The following is a 20,045-nucleotide window of genomic DNA, read 5'->3' as shown; positions in this document are numbered from 1 at the left end:
TTAATTAAAAAACTTTACATATTATCTAAATCTTCAACTGAAGTCAACCAAGCTTTTATTTCTTGTACGATCCAAGTACATTCAGACTCAGTTAGACTACCTCCTAATAAATAATAATCATCTGACGTTCTAATTTTAATTTGATAATAATCTCGATTACTATTATTATATATAAAAATCCCCGCGATCTGATTATTATAGGCTTCTTTTTTCCAAATGATCAAATCAAAAATACTGTAAATTATTTTAAATTTTAGCTCATCAAATTCAATTTTAGATTTTTTGACCAAAGAGGCTAAAATTCCACCAAGAATAATCAGTAAAATCGGATTAATATTAAAAATAAAAATACTGGTTAAAAAACTAAAAAACATTAATTTAGAACTTGGAAGAATTTTTAATTTAGGAGGAAATTTAATCTTTAAACTTTTTTCTGATTGCTCTAAATGAATTTTACTATAAGTAGGTTGTTTTAATTTCCGAAAATTTAAACCTTTATAAACTAATCGATTTGAGATTGTCCCAGACTGTAAACATTCTAGGGCATCTCTCGCACTTTTAAAACGGCGATCAACAGTAATTTCAGTCAGTTTTTCTAACCAAATGATTAAATCTTTTTTGAGACTAACTTTATCAGAAAACTTGATTTTAGCGTCTTTATGTGGTAAATCTGCTGGCGAACACCCTGTTAATAAATGTATGAGAGTTGCCCCTAACGCATAAAGATCAGAAGCAGGAACCGCTTTACCCCAAAATTGTTCTAAGGGAGAATAACCACTAGATCCTACTACTGTAAAAGTAACACCCGTCACGCCCGCTTGTGCTTGAACCGCCCCAAAATCTACTAAATAAATATGTTCATCTTCCCCTAAAATTAAATTACTGGGTTTAATATCTCGATGTAAAACGGGTGGACTTAATTCATGGAGATAAATTAAGATTTCTAAAATTTCTGTGGCTAAAGAACGGATTTCTATTTCGGTAAAATGTTGACCTTGATCTAATAAATCTTGTAAAGAAAATCCAGGAATATAATCTTGTACTAAAACAAACCAGGGAACTCCACCTCCAAGATGTCTATCAATATCAAAATAAGCTCGATAGCGAGGTATTCTAGGATGTTCTAGTGAGCCTAAAACTTCGGCTTCTCTTTCAAATAATTTTAACTCTTCCCACGACAATTGAGGGTTAAAAGCTAAGAGTTTAATTGTTACTTTTTCTTGAACTGTATGATCGATCGCTAACCAAGTTTGACGACCCATTGCAGTTCGTCCTAACTTTTGTTGTAATTGATAACGATCAGCTAAAATATCTCCAACTTGAAACATAATAAGTTCAGGCTTTAAATGAGGAGAAATTAAGTTTTATAATGATAAATATTTAGCCATTTTTTGTTCTAGTTGCCCAATTAAAGTATCTAAATCTTGCTCACTTTGTGCATAACAATCAGGTGGCGAGGTTTCTGGTTTAAAATAAACTAATTTAATTTGTCCATTGCCAATTCCTATAATAGCAACTTCTTCACGAGGATCATAACCATCCAAAATACCTAAAATTTCTTGAACTTTACGATTGACTTTTTTGTTCAAGGTTTCTAATGCTTCTCGTGAACAGCAAACAAAATGAGGAGAGGGTTTAAGATCAATTCCTAATGTTTCTTTTGTATTACCCCATTCTTGATGTAATCCCCATGATACAGCAGCGAGCGATTCTTGATTTTCTTCAACAAATTGATCAAGTTTATATCGCCATTCATCCTCTACATTATTAAGAGGTGGATTATTGAATTGAATCATTCTTTGACCTCAATAAATTTACCGTCGATATTCATCATCACAATCACCAATTAATAACAAACAAATCACGCGTTTGATAAACTTCTGAGTCTAACTTAAACTGAAATACCTTGGTCTTGTTGGCAATATGTTTATTTGCTCCTAAACTCGGTTGCTCTAAGATATATCTTACTGCTACATTAGAAATACTGACACTGTATTGCTTAGGCGATCGCTATTCTATTCAAAAGACGACAGATCGCTAAATCTGACGTAATCTGAAATCTATTATCTAGAATCATGCAATTAAGTAGGGTCTTGAAGTAAGTACGTTTACTTCTTTTGGCATTGTAGCGTTTAATATTCAACTTCTAAGTGTGCTGCTGTAATGGCATCGAAAGCAAATGCTAGGACTAAAGGCATCGGACACATCATTAAACATCCTACAACTAAACCGATTACTGTTAATGCCATCGCTAAACCGATCCAAGTTTTTTCATCGGATGATAAACCTCTTTCGTTTTTAATGACTCGTAAAACTTTTGGTGGGATCGGTTCGGGCATTACTGCATTAGGAGGAAAAGCCCAATAATGATTACGTCTTTCTATAAATAGCTCTGTCCAGCCATTATTATCGCACCATTCCTGAACCCATTGATCACAGTAATGTCTCATCCTGTCTACCTTACATCTCTAGCGGTTGCTCGTTTTTTTAATCTTAACTAAAGCCCATTATTGCGATCTGTGGTGTCAATAATTCTTAATAAAATTTTTTGTTGTAGAGATGCACCATGACACGTCTCTACTAATTAATCAAATTCTGTATTAAATCATTAATAATTTTGTTTCTGTACAAATTGCGTTTAAAGGTTGATCCCAATTATCTTTAGGCAAAGAAGGCAAATAAGCAAAATCAAAGATTATACCCACTGTCGGAATAGAATACCACTCAGGAGAACTCAGCATCCGATCGTAATAGCCACCACCATAGCCTAAACGATATCCTTTCGCGTCGCAAGCCACAGCCGGAACTAAAATTAAATCAACTTCAGCAGCATCAATCATTACAGCCTTACTTTGTGGTTCTAGAATGCCATAAACACCCGTTTCTAAAATTTCCCCTCTTTGCCAAATATGCCAAACTAATGATTGTCCCACACAGCGCGGAAAACCCCATTTTTGCGAAGAATTAAACAAAAAGCTTAAATCTGGTTCTTGACGAATACTAAAATAAGCTAATATCGTTTTAGCGGATTGAAATAGCGAGAATGTTTCAAGATTTTTACACAGTTGAAAACTTTTTTCTTTCCATACTGTAGGATTGAGCGATCGTCTTTCTTGTAAAATTTGTTTTCGCAGTTGTATTTTAGATTTTTGTAAAGACATTCTTGACAATTAACACAATTTGCTCATTATTATAGCGGTTATTTTTCTAAAATCTTAGGATAAATTATGACGATTCGAGTACTCGCTAAAGTAATCACTTTCCCAGATAAACTTGAGGAAACGAAAGCCTTACTCATGTCCTTAATTGAAGCCACTCGTCAAGAAAACGGATGTTTACGCTACGAACTTTGGCAAAATCAAGAAAAACCTACGGAATTTAGCTTTGTTGAAGAATGGGCAGATCAAGCGGCTTTAGATGCTCATTTTCAAACACCCCATTTTTTAGACGCACTGCAAAAAACCGAAAAATTATTAATGAGTTCACCTGAAATTGTTCTTTATCAACTTATTAAATAATATTTAAGGAATCGGGAAAAAAGGAACAACCGTTTTAATAACCTTCCGAATACGGACTAAAAATATGAGATGTCGGATTTGAGAATTGATTTGAGGTGGATAAATACTGGTCGCTAACTGTTCTTCTAGTAAAGCATATTCGGCAGGACTGAGAGGCTGACCGTTAATTGGCGATCGTCCTTCCAGAATAATTTCAGTCCGTAACACTTCTTCGGGAAGATCTTCTGCTGGTGGTAAAGCTAACGCCGTTGGAACTTCCGACAAAATTAATATAAAAGATAAACAAATTTGCTTAATCTGAGTTTTATTCCAATTCATTGACTTAAATAAGATACTGATAAAATGTAGGGGTTTGGTAACAGAACCCAACCAACTGTATTTTATAACTTAAAAAACATTGCTCAGAATCAAAATCTAAAATTTTCTCTAAAATAATTGAAATCGCTGCATATGATACAGAGAAAGACGCAAATCAAGGATAATCAGTAATTATCTGTATTTATAATCTCCTCTGTCTTGCTGTAGAGTGACACTATTTATTAATAAAAATGGTCAATTTAACACCTAATCCCAGTTATAGCTTAACCCTTCGTCTAGAATTACCCAACCGAGCAGGAACCTTAGCGGCTGTAACTCAAGCTATCGCCAGCGTTGGTGGTAATCTAGGACAAATCACCTTGATTGAACGAACACTGAAAATTTCTCGACGGGAAATCACTGTCGATGCTTGGAGTACCGAACACGCCGATCAAATTGTCGAAGCGGTTCAAGTCATACCCGACGTGAAAATCCTCAAAGTTTCAGATAGAACATTTGATCTACATCGTAAAGGCAAAATTACTATAGAAAGTCGGCTACCTCTCACCTCACAATCAGATCTAGCAATGGCTTATACTCCTGGTGTGGGACGAATTTGCCAAGCGATCGCGGCTGAACCAGAACAAGTGTTCTCTTTAACCATCAAAAGTAACATGGTTGCTGTCGTCACTGATGGTAGCGCGGTTTTAGGACTCGGAAATCTCGGCCCCGAAGCAGCTTTACCCGTCATGGAAGGGAAAGCCATGTTATTTAAAGAATTTGCGGGTGTTGATGCTTTTCCCATCTGTTTAGCGACTCAAGATACGGAAGAAATTATCAAAGCCGTTAAATATATCTCGCCCGTGTTTGGTGGGGTAAACTTAGAGGATATTAGTGCGCCGCGCTGTTTTGAAATCGAGAAACGCTTACGGCAAGAATTAGATATCCCCATTTTCCACGATGATCAACATGGTACAGCGATCGTCAGTTTAGCGGCTTTAATTAATGCCCTAAAGCTAGTCAATAAGTCTCTAGAAAGTATCCGAATTGTAATTAATGGCGCGGGGGCGGCAGGAATTGCGATCGCACTCCTCCTCAAAAAAGCCGGGGCGAAATCAATTTGGTTGTGTGACTCTAAAGGCATTCTCTCCCTCAAACGTAACGACTTAAACCCAGAAAAACAGGCGTTTGCTGTCGATGCGAGTGGAACTTTAGCGGGGGCTATGAAAGGGGCTGATGTTTTCCTTGGTGTGAGCGCCCCTGGTGTCGTCACGCCAGAAATGGTTAAATCTATGGCAAAAGATCCGATCGTTTTTGCGATGGCTAACCCTATTCCTGAGATCCAACCCGAATTGATTCAAAATGATGCCGCCGTTATTGCCACAGGAAGAAGTGATTACCCAAATCAGATCAATAATGTATTAGCGTTTCCGGGGGTGTTTCGTGGGGCGTTAGACTGTCGGGCGAAAACGATTACTGAGAATATGTACTTAGAAGCCGCTAAAGCGATCGCCTCGTTAATTACCGCATCCGATTTAGATCGAGAACATATTGTACCATCTGTGTTTGATTCCCGTGTAGCGACGGCTGTTGCTGCTGCTGTCCAACACGCTGCCCGTCAAGATGGTGTCGCTAGAGAATAAAATTTTAGGTGGGCTTTTCTTCCCACCCTAGGATACATTTAAAAAAGGCTCAAATCAGGTGAGGAGATTATGGATGATATTCCAGAGGCGTTGCGAGATAGGGCGACTCCTAGGCAAAATGTGGGGTTATCAGAAAAATTGCCCTTACCCCTGATTGGTATTGGATTAGTTTTATTAAGTATTATCGGTGGTTTTAGTGCGGCTAATTTGATGCGTCCAACCTCTAAACCGATAGTCGTTTCTACCCCGTCACCGAGTACGACACCAACTCCAAATGCAACTCCAACACCCACACCAGTTGAAAATGTTTTAGGACATTTACCCTATAAAGAAGCCCCAACCTCGGAATTATCCCCCATTAGTGCAGATGGTAGAATTCTTTTAAGGAAAGCTGCCGCCGAAAAATATCGACAAATGCAAGCTGCTGCCAGAAGAGATGGAGTTAGTTTGATGTCGCTTTCGGGTTTTCGTTCGTTGAGTGAACAAGAATATCTGTTTTTTAAAGTGAAAGAAAAACGCAATCAAGAAGCGAAAAAACGCGCCGAAGTGAGCGCACCGCCTGGGTATAGCGAACATCATACCGGATATGCGATAGATATTGGGGATGGTCGCACTCCTGCAACAAATCTAAGTCAATCTTTTGAAAAAACATCGGCTTTTCGTTGGCTACAAAATCACGCATCTAAGTATAGTTTTGAATTGTCATTCCCTCCCAATAACCCTCAAGGTGTTAGTTATGAACCTTGGCACTGGCGTTTTGTCGGGGATACTCATAGTTTGGAAACTTTTTATAAAGCACAACAACTGAAAAAAGTCAAGTAAATTTATGACGGGATATCAATTAGAAAATCGAGAATGGTGGGTACAACGTTGGTTAGAATTATTAGACTCCTACCGCTTTAAAAAACGCCTAGAACGTGCCAGAATCTACGCTAGAGAAGGCAATGTATTAAGTATTGAATTTGTCGGGGCGCAGGTGTTAGCGCGGGTTCAAGGTAGCGAAGTCGAACCATATCAAGTATCTTTATGGTTAGATCCGTTTACTGATGAAGACTGGGATTATGTGGTGGCTACTTTGTCCCAAAAAGCTATTTTTTCAGCACAATTATTGAGCGGACAAATGCCCGATGAGATAGAATCAGCCTTTATTAGTAATGGTTTGAGTTTATTTCCTTTTAGTTTAACGGATGTTCGTTCTCGCTGTAGTTGCCCCGATAAAGCCAATCCTTGTAAGCATATTGGTGCGGTATATTATCAGTTAGGCGATCGTTTTAGTGAAGATCCGTTTGTTTTATTCCAACTCAGGGGGCGTACTAAAACCCAAATTCTTGACGCTTTACGTCAAAAACGCAGTCAAAACCCTACTTTAAGTTTACCCAGTGATACAGCAACACCAGAACCTGAAATTACAGCGACTCAAAAGAAACGTAAGAGTAAAACTTCTACTGATATAGATGTTGCTAGTTTTTGGAAATATGATCAACCCCTAGATTCTTCTTTGGTTGTGATTACTCCCCCATTAGATAATAAAACAGTGATCGATATTTTGGGTAAGATTCCTCTTTCTTATGATGATGCTCTAGCTGTCAAACAATTTTTAGATACTGTTTATCCGACGGTTAGTCAACAAGCGGTGATCTTAGCTTTGAATGCTACTGCTACTTGAGTTTGATATGCTAGAAATAGAGTTGTAATTATTTTTATCCTAATGAGTCAAACATCATCAGAAACTGAACTGAAATACGGTGAACGGAATATTTTAGAGGGTGAACTAATTACCTTCCCAAATCCTCGCATCGGACGACGCTATGAGATTCATATTACCTTACCTGAATTTACCTGTAAATGTCCTTTTTCGGGTCATCCAGATTTCGCCACGATTTATATTACTTATATTCCCAATGAAAAGATTATGGAGTTAAAAGCACTTAAACTCTATATTAATAGTTACCGCGATCGTTATATTTCTCACGAAGAAGTAATTAATGTTATTTTAGATGATTTTGTGGCTGCTTGTGATCCTCTAGATGTCAAGATTAAAGGTGATTTTAATCCGAGAGGAAATGTACATATGGCGGTTTATATTCATTATAAAAAATAAAGGATTTGGCAACCAAATCCCTATAAAATTTTGATTATGTTGTTTTTTCCATTGAATCAATCATCTCTAACATTTCTCGTTCAAAAATGACTTGCGCTCGATTAGTTTTTCCGCCAATATAAAAACGATCGCCTTCTTGTAATGCCCAAATTTGCGAATGAGAAACATAACTCATTACTACACCTAACATCAGTAAACCAAACCCAGTATAAACAATAGGAATACCTGGATCTGCTTTTATTTGTAATCCTGTACTGCCGAGTAATTCTTTTACTTTTAATGTTACTCCATTAATGTCTAAATCCATTCCTGGGCGTACTGCACTATACAATTTTCCTGTTTTATCATAAACCATCATTGTTCCTTGTAAATCTCGTGCGAGTAACGAAATTCCCTCGCTCAAATCGGGTTTAGTTGGTATCCAAGTTCCCCAAATTTGTCCATTACCATTGGTGTTTAATTGTGCCATTGGCAGTCGGAAAATCGGACTATTATTGATTTGTACTTTAACTGATGAAATACCCCAGTTTGTTTGATAAAAAGTCACTCCTTTATAACGCAAAGGTTCATTGACATGAATAATTTTGTGATCTAATTCTTTTCCTTCGGTATCAACAACTGATAAATCTGAATAAAACTGATCGACATTCCCATTAGGAGTATAATCAATCCAAAAGCGATTTACTTTAATACCCCAATCTTTAGGTATCCAAGAATTAGAAAAAGGACCTGATTCAATAATATTTCTTACTTGAAAAGTATCACCACTTGCTACCATTTCTTGAGCAAAGAAACCAGTCATTACACCAATAATTGAACCGAGTAAGGTAATAATCATTGCTGCATGAACAATAATCGGACCAATTTTTCCAATAATTCCTTTACGAGCATATAAGCTATTATTTTCTTCAAATATTTTATAGCCTTTTTGAAATAGTATTTGTTTGAAAATGGGTAAAGAACCTGTTGTTAATTCTGCACTTAAGGCTAATTTCTCGAATTGTCTTTCTTTATTATAAAATTTCCAGTTTCTCGCGGATTTTAATGCCGGAAATTGTCGAGTAAATGTACAAGCGACTAAACTTGTCCCAAATAAAATTAATAATGATAAATACCACCAAGTACTATAAACATGATTTAAGCCAATAAATAATATAACTTTCCAGCTTAGAAATCCGAATAATGCTGGATCTTCGGGGTAATTTTGTTGATAGAATGGTAAAGTTTCTCCTTGTTCTATAACTGTTCCAGTTATACTAAATACGGCAATAACTAATAATAAAATAATAGCTAAACGAAGATCAGCTACAATTTGGATTATACGTCGAAAAAAATGTTTAGGATTTAAGTAAATATTTTTTTCTAAAGAATCTGAAACAGCCATTGGTTAATTAATTATAAAATTACTTTATTTTGATTATAACAATAGTTGGCTTTGGCGACCAAACCCCTACACATCATCTAATGTTGGCTTTGGAGACCAAACCCCTACAATTAAACATATTTATCAAAAAACCTAATTTAAAAATACGCCTTGAGGCAAACGCGATAATAAAGAAAAAACACCAAAACCAATTAATAAAAAGCCACTGACAGGATTAATCCAAGCTGACCAACGTCGGAATGATAAAATCTTTTTTAAAGACGCTGTAAACGTTCCAACTAAAATTAAAGGCAGAACATAACCCGCAGTATAAGACAATAATAACGCTGCACCGAGCCAGAGATCTTGAGTGTTTGCGACCCAAGCGAGGAGTGTAGCTAGAACTGGGGTACTACAAGGAGAAGCGACTAAACCAAAAGTTAAACCCAATAAATAAGACCGTAAACTGGCGGGAAAATCGCTTTTAATCCAATCTGTTGCACCAATCGAGGGGAGAGGTATATTTACAATTTCCAGCAGGTTTAAGCCCATTATAATCGCAATCAGGCTTACAATAATCGGTAAACCCAAGCCCACTTGTCCATAAACTCGGCCAACAAAAGCGGCAAAAATTCCTAAAGCGGCTAGAGTGGTTGCAAGTCCTAAAGAAAACCAAATTGATTGAATCGTAGCGTGAAATCGTCCTTGATTTTCATATCCACCAATATAAGCCACTGTAATCGGTAACATGGACAACATACAAGGGGTGAGACTCGTCACTAAACCTGCGAGGAAAATTACACCAATACTAACTCCACTTAAATGAGTCAGTTGTGAGGTAACACTAGAGTTGGCGAATTGTTCTAAATGATAGAGTTGGGTTTGAATGGTATCCCACATAGTGGACGCTTTTAACAAAAAATCTTTTTTAGGGTTTGGAAATCAAACCCCTACAGTTTAACCTATTAGGTTAGGTGTAGATGATATAAAAATCTTTTTTAGGGTTTGGCAACCAAACCCCTACAGTTTAACCCGTAACTAGGGCTAATTTACTTTGTTCGTCTTCGGTTAATGCGTCAGACTGTCCCTTGATTTGCTTATAGATTTTCAGGTATTCTAAAGCTGATTTGTACCAGCTAAAATCTTGTTGCATTCCCCGTTGTTGTAATTTGTGCCAATCATTTTTATAGCGGAAACTTTCCCACGCCCTGACTAAACAAGTATAAAGGTCTAAGGGTTCATAGCGATCAAAAGCGAACCCTGTTCCTGTTTCTTCTACTGGGTCATGGAAAGAAACAGTATCCACTAGACCACCTGTACGGCGTACAATGGGAATGGAACCATAACGCATGGCGAGAAGTTGACTGATGCCGCAGGGTTCAAAGCGAGACGGCATTAAAAACGCATCGGTACCGCTATAAATACGCCGTGATAGAGCATCATTATAGAGTAACTGAACCGACATCCGACCGGGGAAACGTGAAGCCATTTGCCAAAGCTGCGTTTCATAATAGCGATCGCCTGTTCCGAGTATAATTAACTGAGCATCGGTATAAGACAAAAACCGTTCTAAAATTTGGATGACTAAATCAATACCTTTTTGTTCAACCAAACGAGTTACCATACCGACTAAAAACGCTTTGCGGTTGACTTCTAGTCCTAATTCTTCTTGTAAGGCTATTTTATTCGCTACACGATTATCTAGAGTATCAGCCGTAAAAGTTTTGTTTAGAAATTTATCGCTTGCCGGATTATAGCTTTCTGTATCGATACCATTAAGAATACCGACCAAATTACCGCTAATAAATGATAATAACCCTTCTAGAGTTTCCCCATAAGCGGGGGTTTGAATTTGTTGAGCATAAGTCGGCGATACTGTTGTCACACGGTTAGCAAACTGAACCGCCGCAGCCATTGTATTATGACCCTGCATATACCAAGGACACCAAGTAATTCTATCAAGAAACCAACGCCAAGGACCCTGATAAGCTAGATTATGAATAGTAAAAACAGTAGCAATATCGGGTGATTGGTGCATCCATACTGGAATCATTCCCGTATGCCAGTCGTGACAGTGAATAACATCGGGTTTCCAATAATTCCAAGCAAACTCAGCCGCCCCATTTGCAAAAAGGGTAAACCGCCAGTCTTCGTCTTCTCCACTATAAATCCGACGGGGCAAGAAAGCCGGATGACCGAATAAATACAAGGGAATATCTGAACCTGGTAGGGTTGCTTCATAGACTGAAATGTTTTGAAACATCACAAAACTATTCCAAATGGGATCTTTTGGAACTTCCATCTTATCGGGCAGAAAGCCATAATAGGGCAGAAAAATCCTTACATCATGCCCTAGCTGTCGTAATACTTTTGGTAATGCCCCAACAACATCACCCATACCCCCTGCTTTGGCAACTGGTGCAGCCTCAGCAGAAACAAATAAAATTCGCATATACGCCAAGCGTTCCCTTTTTTGGTTTGCATTGCCAACGATTATAGGGGTTTAGGGGAGACAATGAAGATCTTTTTCGGATTTTTAATGGCTAAAATGCTGATATCCTTCTGTTAGGTATAATAATCGATCGTTGATCCTAACTTCTTTTTCTGCTGTAATATGACCAATAATCGCGGCATTTTGTCCTATTGTTTCCACAAATGCTTCGGCTATCTCTAAGGGTAAACACAATACTAATTCAAAGTCTTCCCCACCATACAATGCGTAATCTAAAGCTTGTTCATCCGACACAAAATTACGCAAAGCATAAGGTAAAGGTATGGCATTTTGATTAATTTTCGCCCCAACTTGACTACAACGACAAATCTGTAGGACTGCATCCGCTAACCCGTCACTGCTATCCATCCCCGCAATAGAATAGTCTGTGAGGTTCCATAATGAGTCTAAAATATCTAATCTCGGTTTTGGGCGTTGATGAGCTTGAATTAGGATATTTCTGGAATTTGGTTCTAGATTTTTCCCTTTCGCAGGATGTAGTAATAATTCTAGTCCAGCGCGGGATAAACCATGACACCCCGTAATAACAATAGCATCGCCAGGTTTTGCTAAAAAACGGCTAATGATACGATTCGGTAATACTGATCCTAGCGCGGTAATACTGACACTAATCACAGAAGACCGGCAAATATCACCCCCGACAATGACGGTATCATATTGCTTTAAACAGTATGTCATTCCCTCATAGAGTTGTATTACCCAATCAAGAGACGTATCAGGCGGTAATCCTAATCCTACTGTAATTCCTAGCGGTTTTGCCCCCATTGCCGCTATATCCGATAAATTTGCCGCAACACAACGCCATCCTACATCTTCAGGAGAGGTTGTAAGGTCACTAAAATGTACACCATCAACCAGTACATCAGTAGTCACGACGAGAGAATGTCCGTTTTTGACTTCTAAAATAGCAGCATCATCCCCAATGATTTCGGGTGGACAAAACTGCTGTAGGATTTTGAGTAATCCTTGTTCACCAATATCTTTAATACTATTTTCCACTAATCGTTATAATTTTCAGAACTCCAGAGAATAAATTCTCTGTCTCAAAGCTAAAGTCGGTTAAAACCGACTAATTCTATTCAGTCCATTTTAATGGACTTGCGCTTAAGATGCGTGAATTCATTCACTGACGGTATTACGGTATTCAATTAAATTTTAAACTTAGTCCGTTCAAAATTACCCCATAGTCCGATAAACCTCTTTTGCTGCACGATGTAAGATGGAATGACGATAAACTAAAGCTTCTAAATCATCAGCATAACCGCCCCCAATAACTGCTGCAACTGGATAACCCGAAGCGAGACAAGTACTTAAAACTTGCATTTCGCGGCGATACAGTCCAATATCAGTTAAAGCGAGTTTTCCTAAGCGATCGTGTACATGAGGATCAACACCTGCATCGTATAAAATAAGATCGGGTTTAAATTGTGAGAGTAAATCGGGTAAATATTGCGCTAGAGTTTGCAAGTATCCGTCATCGTCTAAACCAACGGGTAAAGGAACATCTAAATCGCTTTTTTGTTTAGTTCCGGGGAAATTAGCCTCACAGTGCATCGAAAAAGTAAAAACACTTTCGTCATTTTGGAAAATACTTGCGGTGCCATCCCCTTGATGAACATCGAGATCGACGATTAAAATATTTTTAACTAGATTAGATTTTTGTAAAACTCTTGCTGCGATCGCTAAATCATTAAAAATACAAAATCCTGAGCCATAATGGGGAAAAGCATGATGGGTTCCTCCTGCGGTATTGCAAGCTAAACCATATTCTAAGGCCAGTTTTGCTGTTAAAATTGTCCCACCAACTGCCGTACAAGTTCGGTTAGCGAGTTCAGGAGTCCAAGGTAAACCAATACGTCTTTGTGCTTTAGGATCAAGTGTCCCTGTACAATAAGCATTAACGTATTCAGGAGTATGAATAAACTCGATGTACTCTAGTGGTGGAATTTCTGGAATATATAAATTATCCTCTTGAATAATTCCGTCTTTGAGCAAGAGTTCTTTTAAAAGACTAAATTTAGACATCGGAAACCGATGACCATCCGGTAAAGGCGCGACATAATTAGGATGGTAAACTATCGGTAAATTCATTATCTGACGCGAACAGGAGCACCCAGAACGCTTACTAAAATTTGATTTAAGATAGAATTAACAAAAGCTAAAGCGATCGCACCCAGTAAAGCACTAATTATCCCATTCCGTAATCTAAACCCTTGGACTAAAGCTGCTGCTAACCCAAATATAATCGCATTAATGACAAAAGCAAATAACCCAAAGGTAATCAGAGTAAACGGAAACGCAAAGAAGCTTATAATAGGTCTGACGAAGGCATTCAGTAACCCAAAAACTAGCGCAGAAATCAAAGCTTTCTTAAAATTATCAATTTCTACACCGATGGGAAGCTTAGAAATAATGATAAAACTGATGGCAGTCACCACAAGAGAAATGAGCAGACTGAGAATATCCATAACAAAAACACAAGAATGTAGGTTGTTTTAATTTTAAGGGTAAACCAAGATAACGCGATCGAGTTGAAAAATCTTACACCTTCCCCCAGTAACACAAAAAATAAAAAATGTCAAGCATTTTATTAAAAATTAGGGTTTGTCGACCAAACCCCTACAAGATATTCTTGTTTGACGATTAATACAAATGTTTTCTATTCGACGACTACAAAGGACGATAAACGCGATAGTTAATATTCGGAAAAATATTGTCGATCTCTTCGACTTTTTCTAACCAACCCGAATCGATTTTACCTGAGTGGATATCTTCATAAAGCTTATTCAGACGTAACAAATGGGAACGAGTCCGACGTACTGCATAAGGAACCATCGTACCAGTCCGCATAATAAACGCCCAGTCCGAAGATTGTGCTAAAAGTAATTCTCTAGCTGCTTGATTTAAAGCTCGCCATTCTAACTCGTCTGCGGGTTCCCGTGTACCCAATTCGATCATACGTTCGGCCGCTTTGTGTAAATGGGGATAAATCCAAGTATTTGTTTCATTGAGCCAATATTCATGAAATCCCTTATAACCCCAACTCGACTGGGATGGACGGCAAACTTGTTGAGTGGGATTATAGCGTAAATAGTCCGCTAAATGAGTCATCTCATAAACATTTTGGTCGTACCAAGACTTACGGAAGAGAAAATCGATAAACCAAGGACCCTCATACCACCAGTGACCGAATAATTCAGCATCATAGGGAGAAACCACCAAGGGCGCACGTTGCATGATATTTGCTAAATTGCCCACTTGCTGTTCACGGTTGTACATAAAATTGGCAGCGTGTTCGGCGGCTTTTTCTTTTGCCCAATAAGGATCATAGAGGGCTTTATCCGATAAACCAGCTTGTCTACTGGTAATACGGTGGTATTTAATCCCTGTATTTTTCCGTTGACCGTTGGGCATAATATAGGGCTTAATGTATTCGTATTCGGCTTCCCATCCAAGATCCTTATAAAATTCCCGATAAACTGGATCACCAGGATAACCCACTTGAGAAGACCAAACCTGCTGCGATGATTCATGATCTCGCCCAAAAGCAGCGACACCCGATTCTGTATAAATAGGTGCATATGAACCATAACGGGGACGCGGACGAGCGTATAAGATTCCGTGACCATCGACTAAAAAGTAACGGAGTCCTGCATCAGCAAGCATCCGTTCTACGCCTTCAAAATAGGCACATTCAGGCAACCAAATCCCTTTAGGGGGACGACCAAAGGTTTCCTCATAGTGTTCACAGGCGACCTTAATTTGCGCCCAAACCGCTTGGGGATACATTTTCATTAGGGGAAAATATCCATGTGTCGCCCCACAGGTAATAATTTCGAGGTTATTGCTATCGAGAAATTGTTTAAAAGCCCCGACTAAATCTCGATCGTAGCGTTCCCATGTAGCCCGAATTTGAGCGAAGGATTCGACGTAATGTTCCGCTAGATAACGGACGTGACCATTATCTTTATTGTGGTCAACTTCTTTTTCTGCCAGTTCTTCGAGTAAAGATAGATGATCCTCAAAACGATCTTGTAATAAAGGATCTCGCAACATCGACACCAAGGGCGGTGTCATACTCATGGTCATTTTGAAGTCAATGCCATCTCGCTTTAAACCTTCAAATACATGGAGCAGAGGAATATAAGTCTCTGTAATTGCTTCAAATAACCATTCTTCCTCTAAAACATAGTCACTTTCTGGATGGCGTACAAACGGCAGGTGAGCATGGAGGACAAGGGCAACATAGCCAAAAGCCATAACAATTCCACTATTACTTTTATGTGAATAAAATTTTACGATGATGTTGAGTAGATTTTATACTATCTTAAGCTTCTAAAATGATAGAAGTAGTAAAATGCAAAATTTTCTTGTTTCGACTGTTATTTTTTTAGCCCATTGAGTGCTATTTCTGTGCTACAGCCTAACGATTCTCAAATTTCTAATGGAAACACCCCCACAGCGCCGCAGGTGCTTCAGCTTTTGCTGTTTGTCGATGATCGCCCCAATTCTCAAGAGATCATCCATCAGATTCAAGTCTATCTTAAAAGCAATCAGGGCGACTTCTTGTCTGAACTGCAAATCATTGAAATTAAAGAACAACCTCATTTAGTTGAGCATTTTCGCCTAGTTGCCACTCCCGCATTAGTCAAAATTGCCCCAGGACCTCGTCATGTTTTAGCTGGCAGTAATTTGCTAGAACAGTTAAAAAAATGGTGGGGACGTTGGTTAAAGGCAATAGGAGAACAACAAACAAAAGAAATGAGTAATGGTAATTCTAAATCTGATGGAGTAGCATCGGTTGAATATTCAGCAGAACTCATTCGACTTTCTGATGAGGTGTTCCGTTTCAAAAAAGAAAAAGAGGAATTACAGGCACAATTAAAGTTTAAAGATCAAGTATTGGCGTTGTTAGCTCATGATTTACGCAGCCCTCTAACCGCCGCTTCGATCGCACTCGAAACACTAGAATTAGTACAGGCTCAACCCGAAAACGATCGCACTCGACAGCTTAAAGAACAATTGTATCAACAAGCTAAAAATCAGTTTCGCATTATGAATCGACTGATTACCGATTTGTTAGAAGCGTCACGACATAATCAATCTGAGTTTACGGTAAATCATACCTGTCTATATTTACAGCCTTTGTGTGAAGAAGTGCTAGAACAATTCTGTAAGCGTTTTCAAGACAAAGCCCAAATTCTAGAAGTTGACTTACCTCAAGATTTACCACCAGTTTACGCCGATCCTGAATTGATTCGCCAAGCTATTATCAATTTACTCGATAATGCGGCAAAATACACACCAGAAGGGGGAAAAATTTCTGTTTCTGTGATCCATCGTACCAACCAAAAAGTACAATTGAGCGTTTGTGATACAGGCCCTGGTATTCCCGAAGCACAGCAAGACTCGATTTTTGAGGCGCGAGTACGTCTCGAACGTGACAAAGCTAAAGACGGTTATGGTTTAGGATTATCTTTATGTCGAAAAGTCATTCGCGCCCATCATGGACATCTTTGGGTCGATAGTGTCTTAGGTGAGGGCAGTTGTTTTAATTTTACTTTACCCGTTTGTCCTTAAAGTTCTAGGTAAGTTACATTAATCTTAAGAGATGAACGTAAATGGCTCAGTCGATTTTATTCTTAGTCCAAAATATAGATTTATTGACATATGGTTGACCTGACTTATGATGTTGAAGGAACTGTTTTAGAACGCTATCAAGCAGGTGCTAAACAAAAAGAAGACAGTTTATGTTGTCCAACGAGCTATGAGGGAAACTATTTATCAATTCTTCCTCAAGAAATTCTCGAAAAAGATTACGGTTGTGGTGATCCAACTCGTTATATTTTGAAGAGCGAAACCGTTTTAGATCTTGGTTCTGGTGCAGGAAAAAATTGTTATATCATTGCTCAAAAAGTTGGTGCATCAGGTCAAGTGATTGGTGTCGATTTTAATGATGATATGCTAAAAATTGCCCGTCACTATCAATCTGAAATTGCTGATAAAGTTGGATACCACAATACACATTTTGTCAAGGGGAAAATCCAAGATTTAACGCTAGATTTAGCTCAAGTCGAAGCTTGGTTACAAAACAATCCAATTACGTCTCTAGAACAGTGGAAAGATTTTGAGTTAGAATGCGATCGCTTACGTTCCGATTCTCCATTAATTGCCGATAATAGCATTGATGTGGTCATTTCTAATTGTGTCTTAAACTTAGTGCGTCCTCAAGATAAACAGCAACTTTTTAAAGAAATTTATCGAGTTCTAAAAAGAGGCGGACGAGCGGTTATTTCTGATATTGTTTGTGATGAAGATCCAACACCAGAAATATTAAATAATCCTGACTTATGGAGTGGCTGTATTGCGGGTGCATTTCGGGAAGATACATTCTTAAAAATGTTTGAAGAAGCGGGATTTTATGGCGTTGAAATACTTAAACGAGAAACAACACCTTGGCAAACAATTGATGGTATAGAATTTCGTTCAATGACGGTTCGTGCCTATAAAGGAAAAGACGGACTTTGTTTAGAACGTAAACAAGCTATTATCTACAAGGGACCCTGGAAACAAGTTCAAGATGATGATGGTCATACTTTATGTAGAGGTGAAAGAATGGCCGTTTGTGATAAAACATATAACATCTTAACGAATCCAAATAGTCCTTATGCAAACGATATTATTCCAGTTCCTTCTTATGAAGATATCCCTTTAGAAAAAGCCACTCAATTTAGTTGTAAAGGAAAAGCAATTCGTCATTCTAAAGAAACAAAAGGACAAGACTATCGCATGACTGTAATGAATGATGATTCTGCTTGTTGTATTCCTGATGAATGTTGTTAATTTGTATGGGTTTGGTCTTTAAACCCTTAAAAAAAATAACCTAAGCAATTATAATTATTCATGGTTCAATCTATCACCCCTTTTCAAGAGCAAATTAAAACCCCATTAATTAAACAGAAAATCACTGTTTTACAAATTAATCTAGGACGTAAATGTAATTTAGCTTGTCATCATTGTCATGTTGAAGCAAGTCCGAAACGTACTGAAGAATTATCCTCCGAAATTTGTCAGCAATTAATCAAATTAATCGAACAATTTCCCCAAATTGAAACCGTTGATATTACAGGTGGCGCACCTGAAATGAATTATGGTTTTAAACCCATAGTAGAAGCAGCGAGAAAGTTAAATAAAGAAGTGATTGTTAGATCAAATTTAACGATTTTTTTTGAAAAGCAATTTACAGATTTACCTAACTATTTTGCTAAACATCACTTAAGAGTTGTTGCGTCAATGCCTTGCTATTTAGAGGATAATGTAAATCAACAAAGAGGTTCAGGAGTTTATCAAAAATCGATTCAAGCAATACAAAAATTAAATAAGCTTGGATATGGAAAAGAGCCAAATTTAGTTTTATATTTAGTTTATAATCCGCAAGTTCCTAAAAGTGAAAAATTTTCTTTAGCACCTAATCAAATCCAACTAGAACAAGATTATAAAAAATATTTATTAGAACACTTTGGAATTGTTTTCAATCATTTATTTACAATTATTAATTTACCCATAGGCAGAACCAAAAATTATTTAAAAAACCAACATCTTTATTATCCTTATCTAAAGTTTTTAGAAACTAATTACAATTTTAATACGCTTTCTGGTTTAATGTGTTTAAATCAACTTTCAATAGACTATTTAGGCCAAGTTTATGATTGTGATTTTAATCAAATGGAAAATATACCAGCAACAACAGTTAATGGAGAAATTTTAACCGTATCAAAATTATTAGAACTGAATAACTTAGATATTATCAAAGAAATTAAAACCGCATCTTATTGTTATGGATGTACTGCGGGAAGTGGTTCGAGTTGTGGTGGCGCATTAGTCTAAAATATTAATTAAAATATTAAAATTTATCATTATTTTTATGACAATAGTCGCAACAAATTACTTAGGGCTTACTTTGTCTATCCAAAATGGATTACAAGGTCTTCTAGAATGGATTGATGGACTAGGTATAGGGGGATACTTTGCCTTTACTTTTGTCTATATTGTAGCCAGTATTCTCTTACTCTCAGGGGCGATTTTAACCCTTGGTGCAGGAGCGATTTATGGTGTAGTGAAAGGCTCTTTATTAGTGATTGTCGCCTCTAATTTAGCGGCTATCTCAGCTTTTTTAGCGGGACGATATTTAGCGAGAGGATGGGTATCTAAATTAATCGACAAACAACCAAGATTTAAAGCAATTGATGAAGCAGTTGCCCAAGAAGGATGGAAAATTGTCGGATTAACGCGTCTTTCTCCACTATTTCCCTTTGTATTTCTAAATTATGCTTTTGGGTTAACTCAAATTTCTCTCAAAGACTATATTTTAGCCTCTTGTATTGGGATGTTACCCGGAACCATTATGTTTGTCTATATTGGTTCATTAGTAGGTGACATCGCAACTCTAGGAACAGGAGGAAGAGAAAAAACATCGCTAGAATGGGGATTGTATATTGTTGGATTAGTGGCGACAGTTGTTGTTACAGTTTATGTGACTAAAATTTCTAAAAAAGCTTTAGATACTCAAATGGTTTCTCAAAACGAAAATAAAACCTTAAAATAATATTTT

21 protein-coding genes are annotated in these 20,045 nt (G+C 37.5%); 9 read left to right on the top strand and 12 right to left on the bottom strand.

Annotated features, from left to right (window positions below; genetic code table 11):
• Positions 1-14: 14 nt before the first annotated feature.
• The 4 genes from C7H19_RS18590 to C7H19_RS18575 form a co-directional block, all read right to left on the bottom strand.
• Positions 15-1,328 (bottom strand): serine/threonine protein kinase, encoded by a 1,314-nt coding sequence (locus C7H19_RS18590; protein WP_106458422.1) that lies wholly within the window; start codon positions 1,326-1,328, stop codon positions 15-17.
• Between the two features lie 36 nt (positions 1,329-1,364).
• Positions 1,365-1,796, bottom strand: a complete 432-nt coding sequence (gene ccmS / locus C7H19_RS18585) for a beta-carboxysome assembly chaperone CcmS (protein WP_106458421.1) — start codon at positions 1,794-1,796, stop codon at positions 1,365-1,367.
• Positions 1,797-2,132: 336 nt separating this feature from the next.
• Positions 2,133-2,450 carry a slr1957 family protein gene (locus C7H19_RS18580; protein WP_106458420.1) on the bottom strand — a complete coding sequence of 106 codons (318 nt, stop codon included), beginning with the start codon at positions 2,448-2,450 and terminating at the stop codon, positions 2,133-2,135.
• 150 nt (positions 2,451-2,600) lie between these two features.
• Positions 2,601-3,161, bottom strand: a complete 561-nt coding sequence (locus tag C7H19_RS18575; RefSeq protein ID WP_106458419.1) for a 5-formyltetrahydrofolate cyclo-ligase — start codon at positions 3,159-3,161, stop codon at positions 2,601-2,603.
• 66 nt (positions 3,162-3,227) lie between these two features.
• Here C7H19_RS18575 and C7H19_RS18570 point away from each other — a divergent pair, with 66 nt between their 5' ends.
• Positions 3,228-3,518 carry a putative quinol monooxygenase gene (locus C7H19_RS18570; protein ID WP_106458418.1) on the top strand — a complete coding sequence of 97 codons (291 nt, stop codon included), beginning with the start codon at positions 3,228-3,230 and terminating at the stop codon, positions 3,516-3,518.
• A gap of 3 nt (positions 3,519-3,521) precedes the next feature.
• Here the strand turns inward: C7H19_RS18570 and C7H19_RS18565 are convergent, their stop codons facing one another.
• On the bottom strand, positions 3,522-3,836 hold the full coding sequence (locus C7H19_RS18565; RefSeq protein WP_106458417.1) for a hypothetical protein: 315 nt from the start codon (positions 3,834-3,836) through the stop codon (positions 3,522-3,524).
• A gap of 230 nt (positions 3,837-4,066) precedes the next feature.
• On the opposite strand from C7H19_RS18565, the gene C7H19_RS18560 reads away from it, so the two are divergent.
• The 4 genes from C7H19_RS18560 to queF all read left to right on the top strand — a co-directional run bounded on the left by C7H19_RS18560 (position 4,067) and on the right by queF (position 7,559).
• Positions 4,067-5,458 (top strand): malic enzyme-like NAD(P)-binding protein, encoded by a 1,392-nt coding sequence (locus C7H19_RS18560; protein WP_106458416.1) that lies wholly within the window; start codon positions 4,067-4,069, stop codon positions 5,456-5,458.
• A 69-nt stretch (positions 5,459-5,527) separates the two neighbouring features.
• Positions 5,528-6,280 (top strand): M15 family metallopeptidase, encoded by a 753-nt coding sequence (locus C7H19_RS18555; protein WP_106458415.1) that lies wholly within the window; start codon positions 5,528-5,530, stop codon positions 6,278-6,280.
• 4 nt (positions 6,281-6,284) lie between these two features.
• Positions 6,285-7,124: an SWIM zinc finger family protein gene (locus tag C7H19_RS18550; protein ID WP_106458414.1), complete on the top strand. Its 840-nt coding sequence runs from the start codon at positions 6,285-6,287 to the stop codon at positions 7,122-7,124.
• A 42-nt stretch (positions 7,125-7,166) separates the two neighbouring features.
• Positions 7,167-7,559, top strand: a complete 393-nt coding sequence (gene queF, locus C7H19_RS18545; protein WP_106458413.1) for a preQ(1) synthase — start codon at positions 7,167-7,169, stop codon at positions 7,557-7,559.
• 34 nt (positions 7,560-7,593) lie between these two features.
• On the opposite strand, the gene C7H19_RS18540 is transcribed toward queF, so the two are convergent.
• The 7 genes from C7H19_RS18540 to C7H19_RS18510 all read right to left on the bottom strand — a co-directional run bounded on the left by C7H19_RS18540 (position 7,594) and on the right by C7H19_RS18510 (position 15,694).
• On the bottom strand, positions 7,594-8,943 hold the full coding sequence (locus tag C7H19_RS18540; RefSeq protein WP_106458412.1) for a cytochrome c biogenesis protein: 1,350 nt from the start codon (positions 8,941-8,943) through the stop codon (positions 7,594-7,596).
• Positions 8,944-9,075: 132 nt separating this feature from the next.
• On the bottom strand, positions 9,076-9,822 hold the full coding sequence (locus C7H19_RS18535) for a cytochrome c biogenesis protein CcdA (protein WP_106458411.1): 747 nt from the start codon (positions 9,820-9,822) through the stop codon (positions 9,076-9,078).
• A 127-nt stretch (positions 9,823-9,949) separates the two neighbouring features.
• Positions 9,950-11,374 (bottom strand): glycogen synthase GlgA, encoded by a 1,425-nt coding sequence (glgA, locus tag C7H19_RS18530; RefSeq protein ID WP_106458410.1) that lies wholly within the window; start codon positions 11,372-11,374, stop codon positions 9,950-9,952.
• Positions 11,375-11,458: 84 nt separating this feature from the next.
• Positions 11,459-12,433 carry a thiamine-phosphate kinase gene (thiL, locus tag C7H19_RS18525; RefSeq protein ID WP_106458409.1) on the bottom strand — a complete coding sequence of 325 codons (975 nt, stop codon included), beginning with the start codon at positions 12,431-12,433 and terminating at the stop codon, positions 11,459-11,461.
• 177 nt (positions 12,434-12,610) lie between these two features.
• A complete protein-coding gene (locus C7H19_RS18520) occupies positions 12,611-13,525 on the bottom strand; it encodes a histone deacetylase family protein (protein ID WP_106458408.1) in 915 nt (304 codons plus the stop codon).
• Complete coding sequence (locus C7H19_RS18515) at positions 13,525-13,902, bottom strand: phage holin family protein (RefSeq protein ID WP_106458407.1); 378 nt, start codon at positions 13,900-13,902, stop codon at positions 13,525-13,527. The genes C7H19_RS18520 and C7H19_RS18515 overlap by 1 nt, the downstream gene beginning before the upstream one ends.
• Positions 13,903-14,104: 202 nt before the next feature.
• On the bottom strand, positions 14,105-15,694 hold the full coding sequence (locus C7H19_RS18510) for a glycoside hydrolase family 57 protein (RefSeq protein WP_106458406.1): 1,590 nt from the start codon (positions 15,692-15,694) through the stop codon (positions 14,105-14,107).
• A 153-nt stretch (positions 15,695-15,847) separates the two neighbouring features.
• On the opposite strand from C7H19_RS18510, the gene C7H19_RS18505 reads away from it, so the two are divergent.
• The 4 genes from C7H19_RS18505 to C7H19_RS18490 all read left to right on the top strand — a co-directional run bounded on the left by C7H19_RS18505 (position 15,848) and on the right by C7H19_RS18490 (position 20,039).
• Positions 15,848-17,014, top strand: coding sequence for a histidine kinase (locus C7H19_RS18505; RefSeq protein WP_106458441.1), 1,167 nt, complete (start codon positions 15,848-15,850; stop codon positions 17,012-17,014).
• 90 nt (positions 17,015-17,104) lie between these two features.
• The gene (locus tag C7H19_RS18500) at positions 17,105-18,277 is read left to right on the top strand and encodes a methyltransferase domain-containing protein (protein ID WP_106458405.1); all 1,173 of its coding nucleotides are present in this window, start codon (positions 17,105-17,107) and stop codon (positions 18,275-18,277) included.
• A 60-nt stretch (positions 18,278-18,337) separates the two neighbouring features.
• Positions 18,338-19,321 (top strand): arsenosugar biosynthesis radical SAM (seleno)protein ArsS, encoded by a 984-nt coding sequence (arsS, locus tag C7H19_RS18495; RefSeq protein WP_106458404.1) that lies wholly within the window; start codon positions 18,338-18,340, stop codon positions 19,319-19,321.
• 37 nt (positions 19,322-19,358) lie between these two features.
• Positions 19,359-20,039, top strand: a complete 681-nt coding sequence (locus C7H19_RS18490; protein WP_106458403.1) for a TVP38/TMEM64 family protein — start codon at positions 19,359-19,361, stop codon at positions 20,037-20,039.
• Positions 20,040-20,045 lie beyond the last annotated feature (6 nt).

The sequence above is a fragment of the Aphanothece hegewaldii CCALA 016 genome (assembly GCF_003007785.1).
Classification (GTDB): Bacteria; Cyanobacteriota; Cyanobacteriia; order Cyanobacteriales; family Microcystaceae; genus Chroococcus; species Chroococcus hegewaldii.
This window is presented reverse-complemented; position numbering and strand designations above follow the sequence as displayed.